Below are 22,500 nucleotides of genomic sequence, written 5' to 3'. Positions count from 1 at the left end.
GCCACGCCCGACCTCAGCGTTTGGCGCTTTCCGGTTTATAACCCAGGCGCAACCCGCCCCAATGCCGGCCGTTGACCATGATCGGTACCGACAGATCATGCATCAGCTCGCCGGTATCGCGGGTGTAGGTCTGCAGTAACACCGCCTGCTGATGACTGCCGCAGCGAATGCCTGTGCGGTCGTCGAACTTACGTTTGGTGCGGTTCTGCACCGCATCCACTTTGGCATCGCCGGTCAACGGCTGGGAAAACGCATTATTGTGGGTCGGCACGTAGCCCTGTGGCGTGCAGGCGATGGCAAATACCAAGCCTTCGTGACGCGGCAATAGCGCCTCTTGGATCGCCGGTAGCACCTTGTCGGTGTAACTGTCGAAGCGGGTGTGGTACTTGCTCGGGCTGGTGTTGGGAATCGGGGTATAAGTACGGTCGAACAGGTCATCCAGGCTGATGCGGTTTTGCTGTATATCCGCTTCGAATTGCGCAGCGATGCGGCTGGCGCCCTCGCGGGCCAGGTCGTAGATCCGTTGGTGATAGTCGTCCAGCCCCACCGCCGCCAGACGCTCGCTGATGGTTTCGGCCTGCCCTTCCATCTGGATCGCGGCGTCGGCCAACTGCCGGGTTTGCTCGTCGCTGATGCTCAAATCGCTGCGCATCTGTTCCACCGCATGGAACAGGCTGTCGAGCTGCGCCTGGTTGGTGTCGGTGCCCTGGGCGATTTCATTGACTTGGCCTTCCACATCGGCGGCGAGGCTGGCAATGCTTTCCAACTGTTCGCCGGCGTGCTCCACCTGCTCGACGCCGGTGTGCAAATCCGCCGATAACTGGCGAATCTGCTCCACGACCTGAGCCGTGCGCTGCTGGATATCCGCCACCATCACCCCGACTTCATCGGTGGCCGTGGCAGTACGCCCGGCCAGCCCGCGCACTTCGTCGGCCACCACCGCAAACCCGCGCCCATGCTCACCGGCCCGTGCCGCCTCGATGGCGGCATTGAGCGCCAACAGGTTGGTCTGGCTGGCGATGGACTGGATCACCAGGGTGACCCGCTGGATTTCCTCGCTGCGCTGGCTCAAGGCTTCGATCAGCTCGCGGCTGGCATTGGCGCGCTGGCTGAGCTGACGCATGCGGGTGATGGAGTGCACCAGCACTTCCCGGCCTTCGGTACTGCGCTGATGGGCCTGGCTGGCGGCCCCCAAGGCCTGGCGGCTGAGCTGGGAAGTGACCTGTTCGGTGCTGATCATGACTTCGGCATTGCTGACAATCTGTTTGGCCGCCGTCAATTGCGACTGCAGGCGCGCGGCCAATTGCTTGACCGAATAGGCCACGCCGGCAGCGGACAGTGCGTTATGGCTGGTGGTGTAGGACAGATCCCGGGTCAGTTCGCCAATCGCATCGACGGCTACCGGCGCAGGGCCGACCGGACGGCTGCGCAAGCGAGGCAGCCAGATCACCAACAGGGCGATGGGCAGACACAGGTAGATCGGCAGCTGGGCGAATGCCAGGCCTAACAATATCAGCACCAGAGCAGTGCTCTGCAACAGCGGCGTCAGCCAGCCGGGCAACCGGCGCGCCACCGCGTGTGACGGCACTGCTGCGCCCATCAGAGATCCGTCCCCAGCCATTTCGTCACCCCCACTGATTGTCTTTATTGTCACGGCATTAAACGCCACTATCCGGCCATTATCCATGGGCCTTTAGTGGGGTGCCGTGCAGTAGATCAATAGTAGACGGGGTGTGGCGGGTATTCCTCCGGGAAACCGTACGGACGGCTCCCCGGCTTCACCGCATCAGGCTTGGCGCTGATGCTTGTCGATCTGCTCGTGACGCTCTTGCGCTTCGATGCAGTACTTGGTGGTCGGGCTGATCAGCAGGCGCTTGAGGCCGATAGGCTCGCCGCTGTCGTCGCACCAGCCAAAGGAATCTTCCTTGATGCGTTCCAGTGCACGCTCAAGCTGCGGCAGCATGCGCTGGTCGCGGTCGATGGCGTTGACCAGCCAGGTGCGCTCTTCTTCCACGGAAGCAGCGTCGGCCGGGTCAGCCGGGGTGTCCAGGCTTTCAATGGCGATACGGTTCTGTTCAATGCGCTCGTGGTGTTCCACTTTCATGTCTTGCAGCAACTTCTCGAAAAAAGCGTGCTGTTCGGCATTCATGTAGTCATCCGCCGGCATGGCCAGCAACTTTTCCTTTGTCATTGATTTCTCTATAAAAAATACGTGCATTAAGGCGAATAAGGGAGCGTTCCGGCCGACCTGTGCAGGTCTCGGAAGGGCGCCATCCATTCCAAGCGCCACCCGGCACTCAATTTACGAGGGGCGGCAGTCTAAGGCCGACTTGAGGGCGCAGCAACTGAAAAGACAGGCATTTTTTCCGATATAACCCCCAAAGACACCAGGACGGGCTTGGCGAATGGTCATCGGAGTGCGTTTATAGCAGGAAAGTTCGTAGAGCAGCTATAAGCCGCAAGCTGCAAGCGACAAGCTGTAGAGCTCGTCGGACTTCCAACTTGCAGCTTACAGCTTGTGCCTTGTGCCTTGTGCCTTACAGCTCAGCGTTTAAGCTTGCGCTTATTGCGATATTGGTCGATCACCACCGCCACCACGATAATCAAGCCCTTGATGATGTCTTGGATATACGCATCCACCCCTACAAAGGTAAACCCGCTGGCCATCACACCCAGGATCAGCGCGCCGATCACAGTGCCGGTGATGCGCCCTACCCCGCCCGCCAGGCTGGTCCCGCCGATCACCGCGGCGGCAATCGCATCCAGCTCATACGACATGCCCATGCCCGCCTGACCGGTGGCGGCCCGCGCCGAGGCGACCACCCCCGCCAGCCCTGCCAACAGACCGGCGATGCTGTAGACGATGATCAGGTGACGCTTGACGTTGATACCCGACGTCCGCGCCGCCTGCATATTGCCGCCGATGGCATAGGTGTACTTGCCGTACTTGGTGTAACGCAGGGCGATATGAAAGATCACCGCCACCACCAGGAAGATGATCACCGGCATCGCACCGTGGCCGATCGCGGTGTAGGAGTCAGACAGCATGCTCACCGGCTGGCCTTCGGTGTAATAGCGGGCCAGGCCACGGGCCGAGACCATCATGCCCAGGGTGGCGATAAACGGTGGGATCCCGGTAACGGCGATGATGCTGCCGTTGATCGCTCCCGCCAGCAGCCCGACTCCCAGGCCCATGGCGACCGGAATCCACACCGGCAAGTCGGTCAGGCTGGGAAACACCGCCCGCGAGAAGTCCGACGTCTGCGCCAGGCTGGCGGCGATCATCGCCGACAGCGCCAGCACCGAACCCGAAGACAAGTCGATCCCCGTGGTAATGATCACCTGGGTCACGCCGATGGCCAGCAGGCCAATGATCGACACTTGCAGGATCATCAGTACCAGGCGCTGGGAGTTCATCAGGAAACTCTGATCGCGCACAATCCAGCCAAACACCTCAAACACCAGGCCGATGCCGATCAGCACCAGGAAGATGCTCAGCTCGGTGGGCATTCGACGCCGATGTTTGACCGGCGCCGAGGCTGGCTTGTTATCCGTTATTGCGTTCATAACCATTCACCTTTTTTATTCTGAAGCGCAGGCCAACCGCCGGCCCGCGCGGCGGTGCGTCAGTGGACTGCGGTCATACCCGAGGCCAGATGCATGACTTTTTCCTGGGTCGCTTCGCTGCGGTCCAGGGTGCCCATCAGTTCGCCTTCGTGCATTACCATCACCCGATCGCTCATGCCCAGCACCTCGGGCAACTCCGAAGAAATCATGATCACCGCCATGCCCTCGCTGGCGAGGAACGAGATCAGTCGATAGATCTCAGCCTTGGCGCCGACGTCGATGCCGCGGGTCGGCTCGTCGAGGATCAGCAGGCGTGGGTTGGTCATCAGCCAGCGGGCCAGTAGCGCCTTCTGCTGATTGCCGCCGGACAAGGTGTCGATGCACTGCTCCAGCGACGGCGTTTTCACCCGCAGTTTCTTGCACATGTCTTCGCACAGTGCGCGCAGGGCTTTCTGTTGGATAAAGCCGTTGCCCGAATAGTGGTGCAATACGGCCATTTCCATGTTTTCCAGCACCGACAGACAGGGGAACAGGCCACTGAGCTTGCGGTCCTCGGTCAGCAGTGCAAAGCCTTTGTCGATGGCCATATGCGGGTCGGTGATGCGCACCGGCTCGCCGTCGAGGGTGATCTGGCCGCCGTCGGCGGGGGTGATACCGAACAAGGTTTCGGCCACGTTGGTGCGGCCCGAGCCCATCAGCCCGGCAATTCCGAGAATCTCCCCGGCGTGCAGGTCGAACGACACATCCTTGAACACCCCGTCCAGGCGCAGGTTGCGCACCGACAGCAAGCGCTCGCCGATGGGCGTTTCGCGCACCGGGAACAACTGGCTCAGCTCGCGGCCCACCATCATCGAAATCAGGCTGTCGCTGTCCATGCTGTCGGCCCGTTGCAGGCCGATATACTGACCGTCGCGGAACACCGCCACTTCATCGGCGATGGCGAACACTTCGTCCATCTTGTGTGTGATATAGACGATGCCTTTGCCCTGGGACTTGAGGTCGGCAATGATCGAAAACAGATGGGCCACTTCCTTCTCGGTGATGGCCGATGTCGGTTCGTCCATGATCAGGATGTCGGAGTCGTAGGACACCGCTTTGGCAATCTCGACCATCTGCCGCTCGGCGATGCTCAGGTTGCCCACCTGTTCCTCGGGGTCCAGGTTGATGCGCAAGCGCGCCAGCAAGTCGGCGGTGCAGCGGTGCATTTCGCGGTGGTTGACCATGCGCAGGCCATTGAGCTGCTCGCGGCCGATCCAGATGTTCTCGGCGATGCTCATGTGCGGCATCAGGTTGAGTTCCTGATGGATCATCGCAATCCCGGCCTTCTGCGCGGCCAGCGGAGTCTCAAATACGATCGGCTCGCCTCGCAGGCGGATTTCGCCGCTGTCGGGCTGGTAGATGCCGGCGATGATCTTCATCAACGTCGATTTGCCCGCACCGTTCTCGCCCATCAGCGCCAGCACGGAACCGGGGCGCACGCGCAGCTGCACATCGTCCAGGGCCACGACACCGGGGAAGCCTTTGCTGATGTTGAGGATTTCCAGCAGGTAGGGTTCGTCCAGCGCACGGGGCTGGATACCCGCAGGCTGCGAGGCTGTGGCTTGAGCGAGCATAGACAGGTACTCCATCGACAGGGCGGGCACGACCGCCCTGCCGGCTTATTATTGTGAGGTCGGGGCTACTTGAAGTCTTTGACGTTGTCCGGAGTGATCAGCTTGAACGGGATCACCACGTTCTGCTCCGTCGCCTCGTTTTTTGCCATCTTGCGCGCCGCTTCCACCGAGCCGACGGCCTGGCCCTTGGCGTCCTGGAATGCCGACGCAGCCATGTCCCCCTTGGCGATCGCGTTCAAACCGTCCGGTGTGCCGTCGACACCGGCGATCAACACACTGCCCTTTTCCTTGCCGGCTGATTTCAAGGCCATGGACGCACCGATAGCCATCTCATCGTTGTTGGCCAGCACCGCGTCGAATTCGCGGCCCTGGGTCAACCAGTCGTTGACCAGCGTCATGCCCTTGTCGCGTAGCCAGATCCCGGTTTGTTCCTGCTCGATCTTAATGTCCGGATACTTGGCCAGCACCTCTTTCACGCCCTTGGTGCGGTTGGTGGTGGAGTTGTTCGCCAGGTCACCCAGCAGGATCACGATCTTGCCCTTACCGCCGAGTTTTTCGGCGATGTACTGCATTTGCAGCTTGCCGGCTTCGACGTCGTCGGAGGTCACGGCCACGACATCCTTGGGCAGGTCCTTCTGATCTGGCCGGCGGTTGACGAACACCAGTGGGATTTTCGCGGCGGTGGCGGCCTTGATGATGTTGGCGGTCGATGCGGTGTCCACTGGGTTAACGATGATGGCGTCGACTTTCTGGCTGATAAAGTTCTCGACCTGGCTCAGTTGCTTGACCACATCGGCGCGGGCGTCTTCGAACTGCAGCTGCACGCCATCACCCTTGGGGTACGACTTGGCTTGCTTGTCCATGTCTTCACGCAGGTAGGTCAGAAAGGTGTCATCGAATGCGGACATGCTCACGCCCACTTTGATATCGGCGGCGCTGGCAAACCCACTAGCCAGCAGCATGGACAAGGCCAGCGCGGTAAAACGGATCGGGGTCTTCATGAACGGTCTGTCTCCACTTTCTTGTTGGTTTTGTTGGACGTTGCGTTGTTCAGAGCGAGGTGGGCAGTCGTACGACTGGCGCACCGGGAATGCAGTACACCAGCGCGTCGTTATTTTCGACACACAGCACATTAAGGAAGGAGAAGTAGAACGGGCGGGTGCTGGGCAGACCGCGCGGCGCGGAGATGGGGCGTAAAACTCGCAGTACAGCGTTGAAGATTTTCATCTGACGGTACCTGGTTGTTTTTGATCTTGTTTTTGTTGAGCCGTGCGGATCGAGCCCGCGACGTACTTTTTGCAACCTGGAAAAGACTTTATTAGAAAATAATTTCCATATCAACCTGTTTTAGAATTTTATTCTATTTTTGTCGAAACCACCTGCTGGCGCTCGGCGCTCAGGCGTGCGGCGTCCAATATACGGGTGGTTTCCAACGCGTCATAGGCGTTGACCGGCAGCGCTCCCTGGCCTTGCACGGCGGCTTGCAACTGACGATAGAACTGGGTCCAGCAGCCCTTCTCCGACGGCACGCGTTCACGTTCCGGACCCTGCTCGAACCAGCCCCAGCGTCGGTGTTCTTCGGCGCCCCAGTGCTCGCCCTCGGTTTTCGGCGATTTGCCGGCCATCAGTGCTTCTTCCTGGCCGTCCAGGCCCTCGACGGTGTAACAGCCGGCGCTACCACTGACGCGAAAGCGCGGCGCCTGGCTGTTTTGCAAGGCATTGCCCCACAGGTGGGAAATCACCCCATTGGCATGGGTCAGAGACACAAAAAAACCGTGGTCGACATGGGGATGTTCGGCGCTGTAGTGCAATTGCGCGAATACCCTGTCCACCGGGCCGAACAGTTGCAACGCCTGGTCCACCAGGTGGCTGCCTAAATCCCGCAGCCAACCGCCACCGCTGGCGTTGCCCACCGCCTGCGGGCTGTAGCGTTCCACCCGCGATTCAAAGCGGCTGATGGTGCCCAGGGCGCCGGCATCGATGAGCTTGCGCAGGGTCAGGTAATCCGAGTCCCAGCGGCGGTTCTGATAAACACTGAGCAGCGTACCCTGGCGCTCAGCCGCGGTAATCAGCGCCTGGGCTTGCTCGGCGTTGGCGGCAAAGGGTTTGTCGCTGACTACCGTCACGCCGTGTTCGATAGCTTCGAGTACCAGTGCCGGGCGACCTTTAAGCGTGGTGGAAATCACCAAGGCATCCACACCGGCTTCGACGATCTGGCCGATGCTGTTGAATGCCTGGACACCCGGGTGGTCGGCATTCAATTGCTGGCGCCGCTCGGGGGAACGGGTGACCACGCCGACAAACGTGGCACCGGGCAAGGTCGCAATCAGCGGCGCATGAAAGAAGCGCCCTCCATGGCCATAGCCAACTAGTCCAATTCGCATGATTGACTCCTTGATTGAAGTACAAACCCAATCCAAAGGGGGAAGGAACCAGCCCTCCCCACCTTGACCGAGTGTCAGCCGTAGAAGCGTGGGCGCTCCGGCAAGCTGACCTTGACGATCTGCCCACTGCCCTGCGCCTCGATACACGCATCCGCCGCCACCGCCGCCGCATAGCCGTCCCACGCAGACGGCCCGCCCACCTTGCCGGCGCGTACGCTATCAATAAAGGCTTGCAACTCCACGTCATAGGCACCGATAAAGCGGTCCTTCCAATCCATCAGGATCGCGTTGGACAGCTTCGCCTCGCTACGCAGTTGCACCTGGGACGGTTCCGGCAATTTGGCGATGCCGCTCTCTCCCACCACTTCGCACTGGATGTCGTAGCCGTATTGGCAGTTCACGAACACTTCCACGTCGATGCGCGTGCCCTTGGCGGTTTCCAGCAGCACGATCTGCGGATCGCGCAAATGGGCCAAGGCCTTGCTGGTCTTGCGTGGGAACACCACTTGCACCGACACGTAGTCGTCGTCGAGCAGCCAGCGCAGCACATCCAGTTCGTGGATCAGGGTGTCGGTGATTGCCATGTCGGTCTTGTAGTTTTCGCCCACCCTCGGGTTGCGGTGTGCGCAGTGCAGCATCAAGGGCTCGCCGATCTGGCCGCTGTCGATCACGGCTTTAAGGGCGCGATATCCCTCGTCGTACGGGCGCATAAAGCCCACCTGCACCAGGCGCTTACCATGGGCCACTTCGGCGTCGACGATCTTGCGGCAGCCTTCGGCGGTCACCGCCAGCGGCTTTTCGCAGAACACCGGCTTGCCGGCGGCAATCGCGGCGAGCACGAATTCTTCGTGACTCGGCCCCCAGGAGGTCACCAGAACCGCTTCAACCTCGGCCGAGTTGATCAGCGCATGGCCGTCTGGGTACACCTCGGCGGCCAGCTGCAAGTCGGCAACTACCTTGGCGGCCTGTTCCAGATTGATGTCGGTCACCGCCACCACCTGGCTATTGAGCAAGGTCTGGCTGCAACGACGGATATGGTCGCGGCCGATGGCGCCGGTCCCGATAACACCTAGCTTCAAAGACATACACACACTCCTCTTGTTATTAGTACTGCCGGGCCTTGGCCAGGTGCTCGTTGAGTTTCTTCGCCGCCGCGTTCGTGCGTTCGCTGGTGGAGACCTGCGCCACCCCCACCCGCCACCAGGACAGGTAGCCGTGAACCATGGTTTTGGGCAGCACTTTAATGTCGATCAGGGTTGAGACGGTTTGCGTGCGCGCATCGGCCAGCGCGGCCTGTAATTGCTCCACGCTGCTGACTTTGTAGGTCTTGCAGCCATAGGCCGCCGCACTCATGGCGAAGTCCACCGGCACCAGGCCGCCGTCGAGCTGGCCGGTTTCGGGGTTGCGGTAGCGGAATTCGGTGCCGAAGCTGTCCATGCCGTTGCCGATCTGCAGGTTGTTGATGCAACCGAAGGCCATGTTGTCCAGCAGCACCACGTTGATCTTGCGCCGCTCCTGAATCGAGGTAGCCAGCTCGGAATGCAGCATCATGTAGGAGCCGTCGCCGACCAGGGCATAGACCTCCTTGCTCGGCTCGGCGAGCTTCACGCCGAGGGCGGCGTTGATCTCGTAGCCCATGCACGAGTAGCCGTATTCGACGTGGTAGGTGTTGACGCCCTTGCTCCGCCAGGCGCGCTGCAAATCGCCAGGCAGGCTGCCAGCGGCGGCGACGATAATTGCATCGTCGGCCACCGTCTCATTGAGCACACCCAGGACCCGGCTCTGGGTCAGGCACGAGCCGGTCAGCTCGATAAATTCCCGCAGTACTGCGCGGTCCAGGTGGTCATCCACTTCCGGCACAAAGTCATCGCCGTGGTACTCCACTTGATGCACGCGGTCGACTTCGGCGTCCAGTTGCGCCTTGGCGTCGGCAATCTGCTCGCCCCAACCTGCGCGGTAGTCACCGAGGGCATCGGTCAATGCTTGAAGGGCTACCTGCGCATCGGCCAGCACCTGCACGCCATCGAGTTTCAACGCATCGGCGGGGCTGATATTGAGGTTGAGAAATGTCACATCCGGGTGCTTGAACAGGGATTTGGACGAGGTGGTGAAGTCGGTGTAGCGCGTGCCGACGCCAATGATCAGATCGGCCTCGGGCGCCAGCAGGTTGGCCGCCAGGCACCCGGTTTCGCCGATGCCGCCGACGTTGAGCGGATGGCTGGACACCACCGCGCTCTTGCCCGCTTGCGTCTCGGCGAAGGGAATTTCGAAGCGCTCTGCGAACGCTTGCAACGCCGCATTCGCACCGGAGTACTTGACCCCGCCACCGCAGATGATCAGCGGTTTACGTTTGCCTCGGATGGCCGCCAGCGCATCGCCAAGCATCGCGGCGGTGGCTGGGCGACGCTCGATACGGTGCACGCGTTTTTGCAAGAAGTAATCCGGATAGTCCCAGGCTTCGGCCTGCACATCCTGGGGCAAGGCCAGGGTCACGGCGCCGGTTTCCGCCGGGTCGGTGAGCACGCGCATGGCGTGGATCGCGGCGCTCATCAGTTGTTCGGGACGGTTGATGCGGTCCCAGTACTTGCTCACGGACCGAAACGCATCGTTGGTGCTGATGCTCAGGTCGTGGAACTGCTCGATCTGTTGCAACACCGGGTCGGGCTGGCGGCTGGCGTACACATCGCCGGGCAACAGCAACAACGGAATGCGGTTGGCCGTGGCGGTGGCCGCCGCAGTGAGCATGTTCGCCGCACCCGGCCCGACCGAAGCAGTGCATGCATACACTTTGCGCCGCAGGTGCTGCTTGGCAAAACCGATGGCCGCGTGGGCCATGCCCTGCTCGTTACGGCCCTGGTGCACCACCAGGTCACCGCTGTCCTGCTCCAGGGCCTGGCCCAGGCCGAGCACATTGCCGTGGCCGAAAATCGTGAACACGCCGGCGACGAACTTGCTCTGCACGCCATCGACTTCGATGTACTGGTTGTCCAAAAACTTCACCAGGGCCTGGGCCATGGTCAGTCGGGTGGTGGTCATGTTGCGCCCCTTATCGTTTCTGCAGATGGGCGATGCTTGCCCCTAGCGCCTGCTGGATATCCGTCATTTCATGCACGCTGGCGGCGAACGGTTCGAACGACAGGTAACCGCCGTAGCCGCTGCTGAGCAGGGTGTCGATTTGTGCGGTATTGCCGAGGATGTCGCCCTCGCCCACCAGCACGCGGTGGCGGTCGCGGATCGAGTTGAGTGGCGCGTCGGTCTCTTCCACGCCGGAGATATGCACCAGCCCGGTCAATTGCGGGAAGAATTCCTGCTCGCCGGCCAAATAGTGGTGGAAGGTGTCATGCACCAGACGGAACACATCCAGGCCGCCGATGGCCTGGATCGCATCCACCGCCACGCGCTTGCGGCGCATTGCACACGCTTCAAAACCCAGAGGCTCGATAAAGCCGAGGATGCCGTACTCGCGCAGGATCGGCGCCAACTCGCTCAAAGCCGTGCGCAAACCGGCGGCACGCTGGGCCTCGTTGCGCGTATCACCGGGCTCGTTGAACGGGCACATCACCAGGCCCTGGGCGCCGCATTCACGAGCATAGTCGGCCATGGCGATGGCCTGGGCGCGACGTTCGTCGTTCCATACATCGAACGGGTACAGCGCGTTGATCGACAGCACCGTGATGCCCTGGGCCGCGCACGCTTCACGTACATGGCTGGCCGGGGTGCCGTATTCGATCTGGCGACCTTCGAGATCGTTACGGATCTCAATGGCATCGCACTTGAGCGAAGCCGCCAGCTGGATGAACGCGTCCAGTGACAGGTGCGGAGCGACCATGCGGTTAAGGGCAAAACGTAAAGGCGAATACATTGTTATTGTTCTCCGTCCAAACCGCTCGATCAAAGGTCCAGCAGCCAACTGTGCTGCGGGTCGTTATGGAAATGCCAGGCACGCTTGGGGCCGGCCATCACGTTCAGGTAATAGGACTCGTAGCCGTACGGCACGCTGACCGGGTGATAGCCCTTGGGCACCACCACCAGGTCGCTGTTTTCCACGGCCATGGCCTGGTCGATGCTGCGGTCGTCGGTGTACACCCGCTGGAACACAAAGCCTTGGGGCGGGTTGATCTGGTGGTAGTAGGTCTCTTCCAGAAAGCTCTGGTGCGGCAGGTCGTCGGTGTCGTGTTTGTGCGGCGGGTAGCTCGACGAATGCCCCGACGGCGTGCGTACTTCCACCACCAGCAGCGATTGGGCCGGCGCGCTGTCGGGCAGGATGTCGCACACATAGCGGGTGTTGGCGCCTTTGCCGCGCACGCTGCGCTTGCAGTCCTCGGGACGGATCAGGCGTGGTTCGTAACCCGGCGCGCCGGGAGCGGCGCACACGGCAATCTGCACATCGCTCAAGGCCGTGACCTGAGCGTCGGTGCCCGGAGGAAGGTAAGCGGCGAACGGCGACTTGTCCTCGAACACCGACTGGCGATCACCGAGGTTCTGCCAGTTGAAGCCTTCGCCTTCAATATTCACCCGGCCACTGAGCAGCACCAGGCACAGCTCTTTATCACCGGCGCTGACCGGCAGGGTTTCGCCCAGGCTCAGGCGGTAGGCCGAGAAGCCGACGTACTCCAGCCGCCCAGCTTCCAAGGCAACCATGGTTTGCCCGCGTTTGCTGCTTTTGACCAACAAGCTCATCACTCAAGTCCTCTCGTTGAGAAGCGCACGCAAGGTGTCGTAGCCCTTTTTCGCATAGATATAGCTGGGCGCCACGGCCGGGTCCTGCTCGGCCTCCACCACCAGCCAGCCCTCATATTTCGCGGCCATCAATGCATCCAGCAGTTCGGCAAAGTCGATATCGCCATCGCCGGGCACGGTGAACGTGCCGTTGACGATGCAGTCGGGGAAGCTCCACATCTGGTTGCGCGCCAACTGCACCACCGGCTTGCGCACGTCCTTGAAATGCACATGGCAAATGCGCCCGATGTGTTTGCGCAGCACTTCGATGGGTTCGCCGCCGCCCATATAGCAATGGCCGGAATCGAACAGCAGGCCGACCTCCGGGCCGGTGCGCTGCATCAGTTGATCGATGTCTTCAGGAGACTCAACGTAGGCGCCCATATGGTGGTGGTACGCCAAGCGCACGCCTTGGGACAGGGTGAAGCGCGCCAGTTCGGTGAGTTTGTCGGCGTAGTCCTGCCAAGCCTGTTCGCTGTGGAAACGCGGGCGTTCGATCAGGCGAATGCGCGAGCCCTGGATCGAATCCGCCACCTCGCCGTACACCAGCACATGGGCGCCGTTCTGCTTGAGCAACTCGACATGGCCGGCGATGGCTTCGATCTCCTCGGCCACCGAACGCCGGGCCAGGCGACTGGAATACCACCCCGACACCAGCGCCAGGTCATAGGGCCGCAGCACATCGCCGACGCCTTTGGCGTCCTTGGGGAACTTGCCGTTGAGTTCGAAACCTTCGTAGCCGATGTCCTTGCCTTCGCTCAGCGCGGTGCTGAGCGGCGTTTCACCGCCCAGGGCCGGAAGGTCGTCGTTGCTCCAAGAGATCGGGTTGATGCCAATTCGGATTGCGGGCATGGCTGCACCTTTATTATTTTCAGATATCACTGAGTTCTGCTTTTTGTGGGAGAGAGCTGGCGCCCTCCCACATTGGAATTGCAGCGCACATTCAAAGCTGTGGTCAGGTTCGCGCGCTGCGCCAGGCGTTGATCAGCTGTTCGAAGGTCGCCTGGACCTGCTGGATCAATGTCTCATCATCGATCTCCCCCGCCATCCACAAACGGCTGGGTTCCTGAAAGATCGTGCGGCCCACCGCAAACCCTCGGCACGTCGTGCTCTGACCGGCCTGCTGGAACCCGGTCGCCAAACAGTCCGCCGAGGCATTCAAGCCCAGCAGCACCACACCACGGCAGTACGGGTCGCGCTCCTGGATCAGCTCATCGAGTTTTTTCCAGTCTTCGGCCGACTGCGCCTCGATCTTCCACCACGCCGGGTAGATACCCAGGTTGTACAGGCGCTTGAGGCTACGGTAGAGCACATCCGGGTACGTGGATGGGTGATCCTTGGGTGGGATGACTTCCAGCAACAGCTCATGGCCGCTGACCAGGGAGGCGTCGTACACCGCCTTGAGTTGCGCTTCCTGCTCCAGGCGCAGCAAGGGTTCATCGTCGGGATGAAACTGCACCAGGCACTTGATGATCTGCTCCTGGGGCCAGGCGATCAGGTTGCTGCCGATGGACCGGCCATGCTCGAAGGCCAGCGGCCGCGAGTTCTGCACTTCCACCGGCCGCGCGATCCACCAGCCGCGCCCGCTGGCCGCATTGAGTGCGTCCTGGCCGAAGCGCTGGTCGGCGAGCAGGCCCACATCGGCCTCCACGCCCTGCTCGGCGAGCTTGCGCCCCACCCGTTCGACGGCCTGGATAAACAACTGCTTGATGTCGCTGATGCGCGCTGGGTCCTGGCCACCGCGTTGGGCCAGGTCCACCAATTGCCAGCGATGGTCGAAGGCGAAGATAAACAGCTGCTTCCACTGTTTGCGCGGCACCGTCACCCGGTGCAGGCGTTGCAGGGTCTGGTCCTGATCGGGCCGGGTGATCGGCACGGGGCTGCTGAACAAGTAATCCAACTCCGCCGGCGTGGGCATGGCCGGCGCGCAGGCATGGCGCGACACCACCAGACCGCCGCAGGCATTGGCCAACTGGCTGCAACGCTCGTCGCTGGCGTCATTCAACCACCCGCTGAGAAAGCCCGACATAAAGGCATCGCCGGCCCCCAATACATTAAGCACTTCCACCCGCACGCCGGGGTAGATCGCACCGTCTTCCAAGCGCGCCGGGATCGCGCCATGGATCACCGTGCACCCTTGCGGGCCGAGCTTGACCACCAGCGTCGCCGGGGTCAGCTCACGCACCGTGCGCAAGGCAGTGAGCAAATCCTCGCTACCGCCCGCGATCAAAAACTCTTCTTCGGTGCCGACGATCAGATCGAAGCGCGGCAGGATGTTCTGCACATGCTGGCTGACATTGCGGTCGGCAACAAAGCGGGTTTCGCCGTCGGCCTTGCCCGCCAGCCCCCACAGCACCGGGCGGTAGTCGATATCGAGCACACGTTTGACGTTATGTTTGGCCGCGTAGTCCAGGGCCTGGATGCTGGCCTTGTACACGCCGTCGGTGGAGAAATGCGTGCCGGTGATCAACAGCGCCTTGCTGGAAGCGATAAAGGCTTCATTGATGTCTTCAGCGCGCAGGGCCATGTCGGCGCAGTTTTCGCGGTAGAACACCAGGGGGAAGGTTTCGCGGTCCTTGAGGCCCAGCAACACCAAAGCGGTGAGGCGTTCCGGGTCGACCTTGATGCCGCTGACATCGCACCCTTCGCGGGCCAGGGACTCCACCAGGAAACGCCCCATATGGTCGTCGCCCACGCGGCTGAGCATCGCCGACTTGAGCCCCAGCCGCGCGGTGCCGAAAGCGATATTGGCGGAGGAACCGCCGAGGTACTTGGCGAAACTGGACACGTCCTCAAGCCGTGCACCGACTTGCTGTGCATAGAGGTCGACGCCCAGGCGCCCGAGGCAAATCAGATCCAATTGACGCCCACTGGCAAAACGAGTCTGGCCCATGCTGGCTCCTGTTATTTTTATCAGCCTGCGTTGTGCCGCCGTGGCGACGGCAAACGCTCTTGGTGGAGCAGACTAGAACGTTCAGCGGCACCAATCAATATTTATTCCATATTTATTTTTAGTGGAATATTTTTTCCAATAACCCGGCATAATGGTCCCCCTAGCCGGCGTGCATCGTTTCAGCACGCCACACCGGCCGTGATGTCGGGGTATTTTTTTGCGCCTACCCTGTAGACTGACGCCACCCATCAGCGCAACAGACGAACACGCCAGAAGGATTGCCCATGTCCCGCACCGATCCCGAGACCACCCTGGAAGACACCATCGCCAGCCCTCCGATCAATGCCGAACGCCTGTTGCAGCTGATTACCGACGAATACGAAAGCCTGCCGCGCCAGCTCAAACGCATCGCCAGCTACATGAGCCAGCAAAGCGACCGCATCATGGTCGACCGTATCAGCGACATTGCCCGCGAATGCGAAGTGCACCCCTCGGCCATCGTGCGTTTTTCCCAGCGTTTCGGGTTCAGCGGGTTCAGTGAGATGCAGGCGCTGTTCCGCGAGGCTTACACCCACAAGACCACCCCGGTGCAGAATTACCAGCAGCGCATCCGCAGCATGATCGCCAACAAGTCGCAGAAGGCCAGCGGCGGCGACCTGGCGCGCGAGTGCGTGAATGCCACCCTGTCCGGCATCGAGCGTCTGGGGCTGGAGCTGGACGACGCAATGTTCGAAAAAGCCGTGGACCTGGTGGTCAATGCCGACAACATCTACGTGGTCGGCGTGCGCCGCTCCTTCGCGGTGGCCGACTACCTGGTCTACAACCTGCAGCACACCAACAAGCGCATCCACCTGATCTCCGGCCTGGGCGGCAGCTACCGCGAGCAGATGCGCAGTGTGCGCGCCAATGACCTGGTGATCGCCATCAGCTTCACGCCCTACGGCAAAGAAACCCAGCACTGCCTGCGTATCGCCCAGCACCACCAGGCCAAGACCCTGATCATCACCGACAGCAACCTCTCGCCCCTAGCCAAGCGGGCCAACGCGGTGCTGCTGGTAAACGAGGGTTCTTCGTTCGCATTCCGCTCACTGAGCGCCACGCTGTGCCTGTGCCAGGCGCTGTTCATTGCGGTGGCGTACCGCCTGGAATTGAAAGTGGACGAGATTCACGAGCAGGTCGGGTTCGAAGACTGAACTCGCGGCCCGCCCCTGCTCATAGGCACAACGCCGCCAATGCTCGGCCGTGATAGCGAATCTGCGCCAAGGTCAGCGCGGTGTAGCCAATGATCACCGCCGGCGGCAACCTCGCCTCATGACAGAACGCGCCCAGCGGTTGCAGCGTGAGTCCGACAGATGCCGCCCGGGCACAGAAGTCCGCTTCTTCAGCTCCTGTCGGCAGCCACAACACAAAGTGCAGCCCAGCCTGCTGGCCAGTGACGCTGCCGTGGCCGCCGAGGCATTCGAGCAGCGTATCGCGACGGGCCAGATAAGCCTGGCGTGAAGCCCGCAGATGACGCACAAACGCCCCACTGCCAAGTAGCTCCACCAAGCCCAACTGATCACTGGCGCCGACCGAATGCCCGGTGAGGTGCAGGGTGCGTAGCAGCGGCCGGCGCAGCGCCTTGGGCACTACCATGAAGCCCACCCGCAAGCCAGGGAACAGATTTTTGTTGAAGCTACCGCAGTAGATCACCCGGTCGCCGGAATCCAGGGCTTTGAGTGCGGCCAGCGGCGCGCTCTGGTAATTGTATTCGCTGTCGTAATCGTCCTCGACCACCCATGCCTGCGCACGTGCGGCCCAGTCCAGCAAGGCCAGACGGCGTGATACCGACAGGGTCATGCCCAGCGGCGCCTGGTGGGCCGGTGTCACGTAGACCAGGCGCGCAACGTCGGGCAGCTGGGTGGTGTCGAGGCCATCAGCGCTGACCGGCACCGCCTGTACGCCAGCGCCGGCCAGCTCAAACAAGCGTCGTGCCGGTGGGTAGCCAGGGTCTTCGACACACGCCGTGTCGCCGGGGTTGAGCAGTGTGCGCGCAATCAAATCGAGGGCATGTCGAATACCGGTGGTGACAATCACTTCATCAGCCTCGCAGTGCAGCCCGCGATGCCGGCGCAGGTAGTCGGCGATCTGGGTACGCAGCTCCGGCACGCCCGCTGGATGGGACGCCTCCAGCGCGCCTGGCCCCGCCGCCAACAACCCACGAGACAGGCAGCGGGCCCAGGCTTTCATGTCGAACAGGCCGGCATCCGGACGCCTTGCGACGAAAGGCACATGACTTTGCACGCCCGCGTACGGGCGGTCCGGCTGTACCGGGCGACGCGGCATGTGGTGTGGCCTCGGCGCCGCGATAAAGTGTTCGGGGATCACCGCACACACGCGCGTGCCGGACCCCGCGATGCGCTGCACATACCCTTCCTCCTGCAAACGTTCATACGCAGTTTCCAACGTGCCGCGGGACACCCGCCACCGCTCGGCCAGGCTGCGCGTGGACGGCAAACGACTGCCCGCCGGCAATTGCCGGTTAAGGATCGCTGCGCGCAATGCCTCGTACGCGCCCTGCTGTTTGCCCGCGTCCAGCGCGTCGGGGCGTGGCAGATCAAGGGCGGATGCAGCTTTACCTCGGCTCATAGTGGTCCATTCTTTTTTGGCATAAGTGGCCCACAGGATTAAACCACAAAGCCGATAGAGTTCTGGCTCCACTTACTCCCACGAGCTTGCCCATGACTCAACGTGCTCTTTCCCTGGGTTCCTGGCTGGTGCTGCTGACCGTATTGATCGGCCTGCCGCGCATCACCCTGGACATGCACCTGCCAGCACTGCCAGCCATGGCTGATTACTTCCAGGCCAGCGACAGTCAGCTGCAATTGACCCTCACGCTGTACACCCTCGGTTCGGCCATTTCCCTGCTGGTCAGCGGCCCGCTGACTGACCGCTTCGGCCGTCGCCCGGTGTTACTGGCGGGACTGGCGCTGTATGGGCTGGCCACCTTGGCCTGCGCCTTGGCCGACAGTCTGGTCGTGCTGATAATCGCGCGGTTGTTTCAGGCGCTGGGCGGCTGCTGCACCACGGTGATTGGCCGCGTGATCGTGCGCGATCACTTCGACCGCAGCGAACAGGCACGCCTGCTGGGGCTGATCTCCATGGCGATGGCGGTGTCGCCGATGGCCGCGCCGGTAGTGGGCAGCCTGTTGCTGCCGTGGTTTGGGTGGCGTGGCTTGTTTCTGCTGTTGGGCGCGATCGGTGCGCTGTTGTATGGGGCGGTGTATCGCCGCCTGCCGGAAACCCGCCCGGCGCACGTAGCCGCTACGCCACCGGGCAATCTGCTGGGTCTGTATGGGCAGTTGCTGCGCGACCGCTATTTCCTGCGTTACGCGCTGGCCATCGGCTGCGTGTACAGCACGTATTTTCCCTTTATCAGTGAGTCATCTGCGCTGCTGCAACGGGGCTTTGGCTTATCCGCCACGGCCTATGCGCTGGTGTTCGCGGCAACGATCAGCGGCTATATGCTGGGGGCGAATCTGTTTCGTCGACTGGTGCTGCGCTTTGAAGCGGACCGATTGATCAGCGCAGCCATCGCATTGAACGTGGCAGGCAGCGTTCTGCTCGCCGTCACCACAAGCGCATGGGCGCAGCAATGGCTGGCGATTGTACTGCCGATGGTGGTGATCATGGTGTCGGTGGGATTGGTGATTCCGGCGTGCCAACTGTCGGTGTTGCAGCCCTATGGCGCGATTGCCGGCACCGCCTCGGGACTATTCTTCTTCATCCAGATGTTCCTCACCGCCATAAGCAGTGGGATCACCGGTTGGTTATCGGACGGCACCTCGCAGCCCTTGCTGATCATGACAGGCGTCGCCAGTATTTTGCTGGTGGCGACCTGGATGACGCTCCACCCAAAACAAAGTGGGAGGGCGCAAGCGCCCTCCCACGAGGTTCCGAGCCGAACTCGGGTTTAGTGCATGAAGATCGCGATCAGGATGATGACCGGGATAGGCACGCCGAGGAACCACAGCAGTAATGAGCGCATTGTTTTCTCCTTGAATTAACGGACGTAATGTTCGGTTTCGACATACACCACGGCATCGCGGCGGCGGCCGCCGAAGGTCGCGGCGAAGCTGGCGAAGAAGGCCCCGATCAGCAGCGCGACGAACATCCACAGTGCAGTCCAGGCAGCGACTTTGGCGGCGGTGTCAGCGGCTTGCTTGGCTTTGAGCTTGGCGTCTTCGACGGCTTTACGGGCGTCGCCGTAAACCTTGTCGATACGCGCTTCGGCGTCGGCCTGGCTGAGGTTGGTGCGCTGGCTGATCAACTGGGCCAGATAGGCACGGTCTTCGGCGGCGAGTTGGCCGTCATTGCTCAGGGTGCGGGCAAAAATGCGCGCTACAACGGCATGGGCGGCGTCATCACTGACGGCGGCCGGGCGGTCATCGCGGAACAGGCTGTCGACGTAATAACCGAAGTCATCACCCTTGACGCCCTGCGCTGCGCTGCCGGCGGCTTGCACCGCACCCGAGGCCACACTGGCGCTGGCTTGCACGCCGCCACCGACCACACTGCTGACCGAACTGACCACCAGGGTCGCGGTGATCAACGTGGCCACGGCCCACGCCAGGAAGCCATGGGCGGTGTCGCGAAAGTACACCTCATCGCCATGCATATTGGCCCACTTCACCCGCAGACGGCCGGCGATATAACCGCCCAACCCTGCCGCGACGATCTGGGTAAACGCCAGCCAGACAATTGTGGAAATGCCCAGCCCCTTGGCGCTGACGCCGCTATTGGCCCACGGCGAAACGGCCGAGAAGCCCAGGCCAAAGCCCAGCAACACCAGAATCAATGAGAGTGCAGCCGCCGCAGCGGCGCCGGCAAAAATCGCCCCCCAGGAAACCCCGGAGCGCGCGCTCGATTCTTGCAGCGTGGTTGAAGGTGTGATCATTGTTGTTTTGCTCCCGGCAGGAAAAATAGTGTTACAAGTCTCAAAAGGGACAGTGCAGGCCCCGTGCCAGTCGCATTAAAAATAAAAACTTAGCATTTTCAATAAGTTAGATAAGTTGAACTTCCTAAGACCATGCAACTTGCAAGAAATGCTCAATCAGGGCGGGCGTATTGCATTCCGTCATCGGAGGGATCTCGGTTTGCCTACATGAAGTTTTATTTAGGAAGCATTCAGCCAATTCTTGGCAAAATGCCTCACTTCTAGTGTGAATCGCTCGCCAGGTATGCCTATGACCCGCATTTTGACCATCGAGGATGACGCCGTAACGGCCCGCGAGATTGTCGCCGAGCTGAGTAGCCATGGACTGGAGGTTGATTGGGTGGACAACGGCCGCGAAGGCCTGGTCCGCGCCGTGAGTGGTGATTACGACCTGATCACCCTGGACCGTATGCTGCCGGAACTGGATGGCCTGGCCATCGTCACCACCCTGCGCACCATTGGAGTATCGACGCCGATCCTGATGATCAGCGCCCTCTCCGACGTCGATGAACGCGTGCGCGGCCTGCGCGCCGGGGGCGATGACTACCTGACCAAGCCGTTCGCTTCCGATGAAATGGCCGCCCGCGTCGAAGTACTGCTGCGCCGCAAAAGCACGGTCAAGGAATTCGAGACCGCCTTGCGCGTGGCCGACCTGGAGTTGAACCTGATCAGCCGCGAAGCCAGTCGCGCCGATCAGCCGCTGACCCTGCTGCCTACCGAATACAAACTGCTGGAATTCCTGATGCGCAACACCGGGCAGATCCTGTCGCGGATGATGATCTTCGAGGAAGTCTGGGGCTATCACTTCGACCCCGGCACCAACCTGATCGATGTGCACATCGGACGCCTGCGCAAGAAAATCGACCCACCGGGCCTCACGCCGCTGATCCGCACGGTACGAGGTTCCGGTTATGTCATTGCTGAACCCCTCTAAGGGCTGGCGCTCATCCAGCAGCCGCCTGCTGGCGCTGTACAGCTCGCTGTTCGTGGCCTGGAGCTGCATCCTGATGGGGGTGCTGTATTACGAAGTATCGGGTTACCTGAGCGACCTGTCGCGCCATTCCCTGCTGCAGCGCCAGCACCTGTTCCAGCGCTTCGACGGCGAGGAACTGGTGGAGGCGTTGACCACCAGCATGACCTTCGACATGAAAGGCGTGGATGCCTATGGCCTGTTCGACGAGCAGTTCCGCCCCCTGAATGGACCGATCCGCGCGATTCCGTCCGACCTGCCCCTGGACGGCAAGATCTACGCCCTGGCCAATTGCGTCGATTCCGACGACCCGAAATTGCCCAAGGACAGCTGCGATGCCGTGGCCACCCACACCGCAGACGGCCGCTGGCTGGTGCTGGTGCGCGCCAACGGTTCGCTGTTCGGCGTGACGCGAATCATCTGGCACGCACTGCTGTGGGCGCTGTCGCTGACCATCATCCCCGGTGCCGCCGGCTGGCACTTGCTGCGCCGCCGCCCGCTGCGACGCATTCGCGGGATCCAGGCCAGCGCCGAAGCCATCGTCGCCGGTGACCTCACCCACCGCCTGCCGCTGTCCAATCGACGCGACGAATTGGACATGCTCGCGGCCATCGTCAACGCAATGCTCGACCGTATCGAGAAGTTGATGAACGAGGTCAAGGGCGTGTGCGACAACATTGCCCACGACCTGCGTACGCCGCTGACGCGCCTGCGCGCGCAGCTTTATCGCATCCGGCAGGAGGCCGAGCAAGACTCGGGCTACGCGGTCAAGCTGGATGACGCGATTGCCGAAACCGACACCCTGATGGCGCGTTTTCGCGGGCTGTTGCGTATTTCAGAGCTGGAAGACCACCAGCGCCGCTCAGGCTTTCTGGTGCTGGACCCGTTGCCGCTGCTGCGGGAATTGCACGATTTCTATCTGCCGCTGGCCGAAGAAGGCGAACTGCAACTGGTGCTGGACGCCCCAGCATCCCTGCCGTGGATCACCGGCGACCGCGCGCTGCTGTTTGAAGCCGTGGCGAACTTGTTGAGCAATTCGATCAAGTTCACCCCGCCGGGCGGCGAAGTGATTTTGCGCGGGCTCAACGACGCGGGCAGCACCCGCATTGAAGTGCACGATTCGGGGCCGGGCATCCCGGCGGCGGAACGCGCGGCGGTGTTCCAGCGCTTTTATCGCGTGGAGGAAAGCGACCAGCCCGGTGGGTTCGGGCTGGGGTTGTCGATTGTCGCGGCGATCATCAACCTGCATGGCTTCAAGCTGGAAGTGGGCAGCAGCGCCCGTGGCGGCGCGCGGCTGATCCTGGAATGTCGCCAGCAACTGATGCCCGAATAAGTCAGTAAGCTCCGAGGTGGGGGCGAGCCGTCCTCCCCCACCCTGC

Annotated in this window: 19 protein-coding genes; 4 read left to right on the top strand and 15 right to left on the bottom strand. The window is 61.8% G+C overall.

The features are described from left to right. Positions 1-13: 13 nt before the first annotated feature. The 13 genes from ABX75_RS10630 to iolC all read right to left on the bottom strand — a co-directional run bounded on the left by ABX75_RS10630 (position 14) and on the right by iolC (position 15,176). The gene (locus ABX75_RS10630) at positions 14-1,240 is read right to left on the bottom strand and encodes a methyl-accepting chemotaxis protein (protein WP_371263987.1); all 1,227 of its coding nucleotides are present in this window, start codon (positions 1,238-1,240) and stop codon (positions 14-16) included. A 546-nt stretch (positions 1,241-1,786) separates the two neighbouring features. Then, positions 1,787-2,191 (bottom strand): TraR/DksA C4-type zinc finger protein, encoded by a 405-nt coding sequence (locus ABX75_RS10625; RefSeq protein ID WP_003191666.1) that lies wholly within the window; start codon positions 2,189-2,191, stop codon positions 1,787-1,789. 353 nt (positions 2,192-2,544) lie between these two features. After that, complete coding sequence (locus ABX75_RS10620; protein ID WP_034097004.1) at positions 2,545-3,567, bottom strand: ABC transporter permease; 1,023 nt, start codon at positions 3,565-3,567, stop codon at positions 2,545-2,547. Positions 3,568-3,626: 59 nt separating this feature from the next. Next, the gene (locus ABX75_RS10615) at positions 3,627-5,180 is read right to left on the bottom strand and encodes a sugar ABC transporter ATP-binding protein (protein WP_034097003.1); all 1,554 of its coding nucleotides are present in this window, start codon (positions 5,178-5,180) and stop codon (positions 3,627-3,629) included. Between the two features lie 65 nt (positions 5,181-5,245). Further along, the gene (locus ABX75_RS10610) at positions 5,246-6,181 is read right to left on the bottom strand and encodes a sugar ABC transporter substrate-binding protein (RefSeq protein WP_034097002.1); all 936 of its coding nucleotides are present in this window, start codon (positions 6,179-6,181) and stop codon (positions 5,246-5,248) included. A 49-nt stretch (positions 6,182-6,230) separates the two neighbouring features. Then, positions 6,231-6,407, bottom strand: a complete 177-nt coding sequence (locus ABX75_RS29360; protein ID WP_177329679.1) for a hypothetical protein — start codon at positions 6,405-6,407, stop codon at positions 6,231-6,233. A gap of 128 nt (positions 6,408-6,535) precedes the next feature. Continuing rightward, complete coding sequence (locus ABX75_RS10605) at positions 6,536-7,564, bottom strand: Gfo/Idh/MocA family oxidoreductase (protein WP_047881901.1); 1,029 nt, start codon at positions 7,562-7,564, stop codon at positions 6,536-6,538. Between the two features lie 74 nt (positions 7,565-7,638). Beyond that, on the bottom strand, positions 7,639-8,649 hold the full coding sequence (locus ABX75_RS10600) for a Gfo/Idh/MocA family protein (protein ID WP_047881900.1): 1,011 nt from the start codon (positions 8,647-8,649) through the stop codon (positions 7,639-7,641). Positions 8,650-8,668: 19 nt separating this feature from the next. Next, a complete protein-coding gene (gene iolD / locus ABX75_RS10595; RefSeq protein WP_034113123.1) occupies positions 8,669-10,600 on the bottom strand; it encodes a 3D-(3,5/4)-trihydroxycyclohexane-1,2-dione acylhydrolase (decyclizing) in 1,932 nt (643 codons plus the stop codon). A gap of 10 nt (positions 10,601-10,610) precedes the next feature. Beyond that, a complete protein-coding gene (locus tag ABX75_RS10590) occupies positions 10,611-11,426 on the bottom strand; it encodes a TIM barrel protein (RefSeq protein WP_034096998.1) in 816 nt (271 codons plus the stop codon). A 29-nt stretch (positions 11,427-11,455) separates the two neighbouring features. Continuing rightward, positions 11,456-12,244 (bottom strand): 5-deoxy-glucuronate isomerase, encoded by a 789-nt coding sequence (gene iolB, locus ABX75_RS10585; protein WP_047881899.1) that lies wholly within the window; start codon positions 12,242-12,244, stop codon positions 11,456-11,458. A gap of 3 nt (positions 12,245-12,247) precedes the next feature. Next, positions 12,248-13,135 (bottom strand): myo-inosose-2 dehydratase, encoded by an 888-nt coding sequence (gene iolE, locus ABX75_RS10580; RefSeq protein WP_034137880.1) that lies wholly within the window; start codon positions 13,133-13,135, stop codon positions 12,248-12,250. Positions 13,136-13,238: 103 nt separating this feature from the next. Beyond that, positions 13,239-15,176 carry a 5-dehydro-2-deoxygluconokinase gene (gene iolC / locus ABX75_RS10575; RefSeq protein ID WP_047881898.1) on the bottom strand — a complete coding sequence of 646 codons (1,938 nt, stop codon included), beginning with the start codon at positions 15,174-15,176 and terminating at the stop codon, positions 13,239-13,241. 284 nt (positions 15,177-15,460) lie between these two features. Between iolC and ABX75_RS10570 the strand changes: the two genes are divergently transcribed. After that, positions 15,461-16,369 carry a MurR/RpiR family transcriptional regulator gene (locus ABX75_RS10570; RefSeq protein WP_034096994.1) on the top strand — a complete coding sequence of 303 codons (909 nt, stop codon included), beginning with the start codon at positions 15,461-15,463 and terminating at the stop codon, positions 16,367-16,369. Positions 16,370-16,388: 19 nt separating this feature from the next. Here the strand turns inward: ABX75_RS10570 and ABX75_RS10565 are convergent, their stop codons facing one another. Further along, positions 16,389-17,804 (bottom strand): PLP-dependent aminotransferase family protein, encoded by a 1,416-nt coding sequence (locus tag ABX75_RS10565; RefSeq protein ID WP_047881897.1) that lies wholly within the window; start codon positions 17,802-17,804, stop codon positions 16,389-16,391. Positions 17,805-17,896: 92 nt separating this feature from the next. Between ABX75_RS10565 and ABX75_RS10560 the strand changes: the two genes are divergently transcribed. After that, the gene (locus tag ABX75_RS10560; protein WP_034113115.1) at positions 17,897-19,132 is read left to right on the top strand and encodes a multidrug effflux MFS transporter; all 1,236 of its coding nucleotides are present in this window, start codon (positions 17,897-17,899) and stop codon (positions 19,130-19,132) included. A gap of 86 nt (positions 19,133-19,218) precedes the next feature. Here the strand turns inward: ABX75_RS10560 and ABX75_RS10555 are convergent, their stop codons facing one another. Next, positions 19,219-20,112: a hypothetical protein gene (locus ABX75_RS10555; RefSeq protein WP_034096991.1), complete on the bottom strand. Its 894-nt coding sequence runs from the start codon at positions 20,110-20,112 to the stop codon at positions 19,219-19,221. Between the two features lie 289 nt (positions 20,113-20,401). On the opposite strand from ABX75_RS10555, the gene ABX75_RS10550 reads away from it, so the two are divergent. Both ABX75_RS10550 and ABX75_RS10545 read left to right on the top strand, forming a co-directional pair. Continuing rightward, entirely contained in the window at positions 20,402-21,085 is a 684-nt protein-coding gene (locus ABX75_RS10550; RefSeq protein ID WP_034096990.1) for a response regulator transcription factor, read from the top strand. Further along, entirely contained in the window at positions 21,063-22,454 is a 1,392-nt protein-coding gene (locus ABX75_RS10545; protein WP_034096989.1) for a HAMP domain-containing sensor histidine kinase, read from the top strand. Before ABX75_RS10550 ends, ABX75_RS10545 begins: the two co-directional genes overlap by 23 nt. Positions 22,455-22,500 lie beyond the last annotated feature (46 nt).

It is taken from the genome of Pseudomonas sp. ARP3, from assembly GCF_001029595.1.
GTDB lineage: Bacteria > Pseudomonadota > Gammaproteobacteria > Pseudomonadales > Pseudomonadaceae > Aquipseudomonas > Aquipseudomonas rhodesiae.
Note: the sequence above shows the minus strand (reverse complement) of the source record. Positions and strands in the feature narration are given on the sequence as shown.

Coding starts and splice junctions, on each gene's coding strand:
- iolE (WP_034137880.1), bottom strand. CDS start 13,135: ATGCCCGCAATCCGAATTGGCATCAACCCGATCTCTTGGAGCAACGAC.
- ABX75_RS10550 (WP_034096990.1), top strand. CDS start 20,402: ATGACCCGCATTTTGACCATCGAGGATGACGCCGTAACGGCCCGCGAG.
- ABX75_RS10560 (WP_034113115.1), top strand. CDS start 17,897: ATGACTCAACGTGCTCTTTCCCTGGGTTCCTGGCTGGTGCTGCTGACC.
- ABX75_RS10565 (WP_047881897.1), bottom strand. CDS start 17,804: ATGAGCCGAGGTAAAGCTGCATCCGCCCTTGATCTGCCACGCCCCGAC.
- iolB (WP_047881899.1), bottom strand. CDS start 12,244: ATGAGCTTGTTGGTCAAAAGCAGCAAACGCGGGCAAACCATGGTTGCC.
- ABX75_RS10605 (WP_047881901.1), bottom strand. CDS start 7,564: ATGCGAATTGGACTAGTTGGCTATGGCCATGGAGGGCGCTTCTTTCAT.
- iolC (WP_047881898.1), bottom strand. CDS start 15,176: ATGGGCCAGACTCGTTTTGCCAGTGGGCGTCAATTGGATCTGATTTGC.
- ABX75_RS10570 (WP_034096994.1), top strand. CDS start 15,461: ATGTCCCGCACCGATCCCGAGACCACCCTGGAAGACACCATCGCCAGC.
- ABX75_RS10555 (WP_034096991.1), bottom strand. CDS start 20,112: ATGATCACACCTTCAACCACGCTGCAAGAATCGAGCGCGCGCTCCGGG.
- ABX75_RS10610 (WP_034097002.1), bottom strand. CDS start 6,181: ATGAAGACCCCGATCCGTTTTACCGCGCTGGCCTTGTCCATGCTGCTG.
- ABX75_RS10630 (WP_371263987.1), bottom strand. CDS start 1,240: ATGATCAGCACCGAACAGGTCACTTCCCAGCTCAGCCGCCAGGCCTTG.
- ABX75_RS10620 (WP_034097004.1), bottom strand. CDS start 3,567: ATGAACGCAATAACGGATAACAAGCCAGCCTCGGCGCCGGTCAAACAT.
- iolD (WP_034113123.1), bottom strand. CDS start 10,600: ATGACCACCACCCGACTGACCATGGCCCAGGCCCTGGTGAAGTTTTTG.
- ABX75_RS10590 (WP_034096998.1), bottom strand. CDS start 11,426: ATGTATTCGCCTTTACGTTTTGCCCTTAACCGCATGGTCGCTCCGCAC.
- ABX75_RS10545 (WP_034096989.1), top strand. CDS start 21,063: ATGTCATTGCTGAACCCCTCTAAGGGCTGGCGCTCATCCAGCAGCCGC.
- ABX75_RS10615 (WP_034097003.1), bottom strand. CDS start 5,180: ATGCTCGCTCAAGCCACAGCCTCGCAGCCTGCGGGTATCCAGCCCCGT.
- ABX75_RS10625 (WP_003191666.1), bottom strand. CDS start 2,191: ATGACAAAGGAAAAGTTGCTGGCCATGCCGGCGGATGACTACATGAAT.
- ABX75_RS10600 (WP_047881900.1), bottom strand. CDS start 8,649: ATGTCTTTGAAGCTAGGTGTTATCGGGACCGGCGCCATCGGCCGCGAC.
- ABX75_RS29360 (WP_177329679.1), bottom strand. CDS start 6,407: ATGAAAATCTTCAACGCTGTACTGCGAGTTTTACGCCCCATCTCCGCG.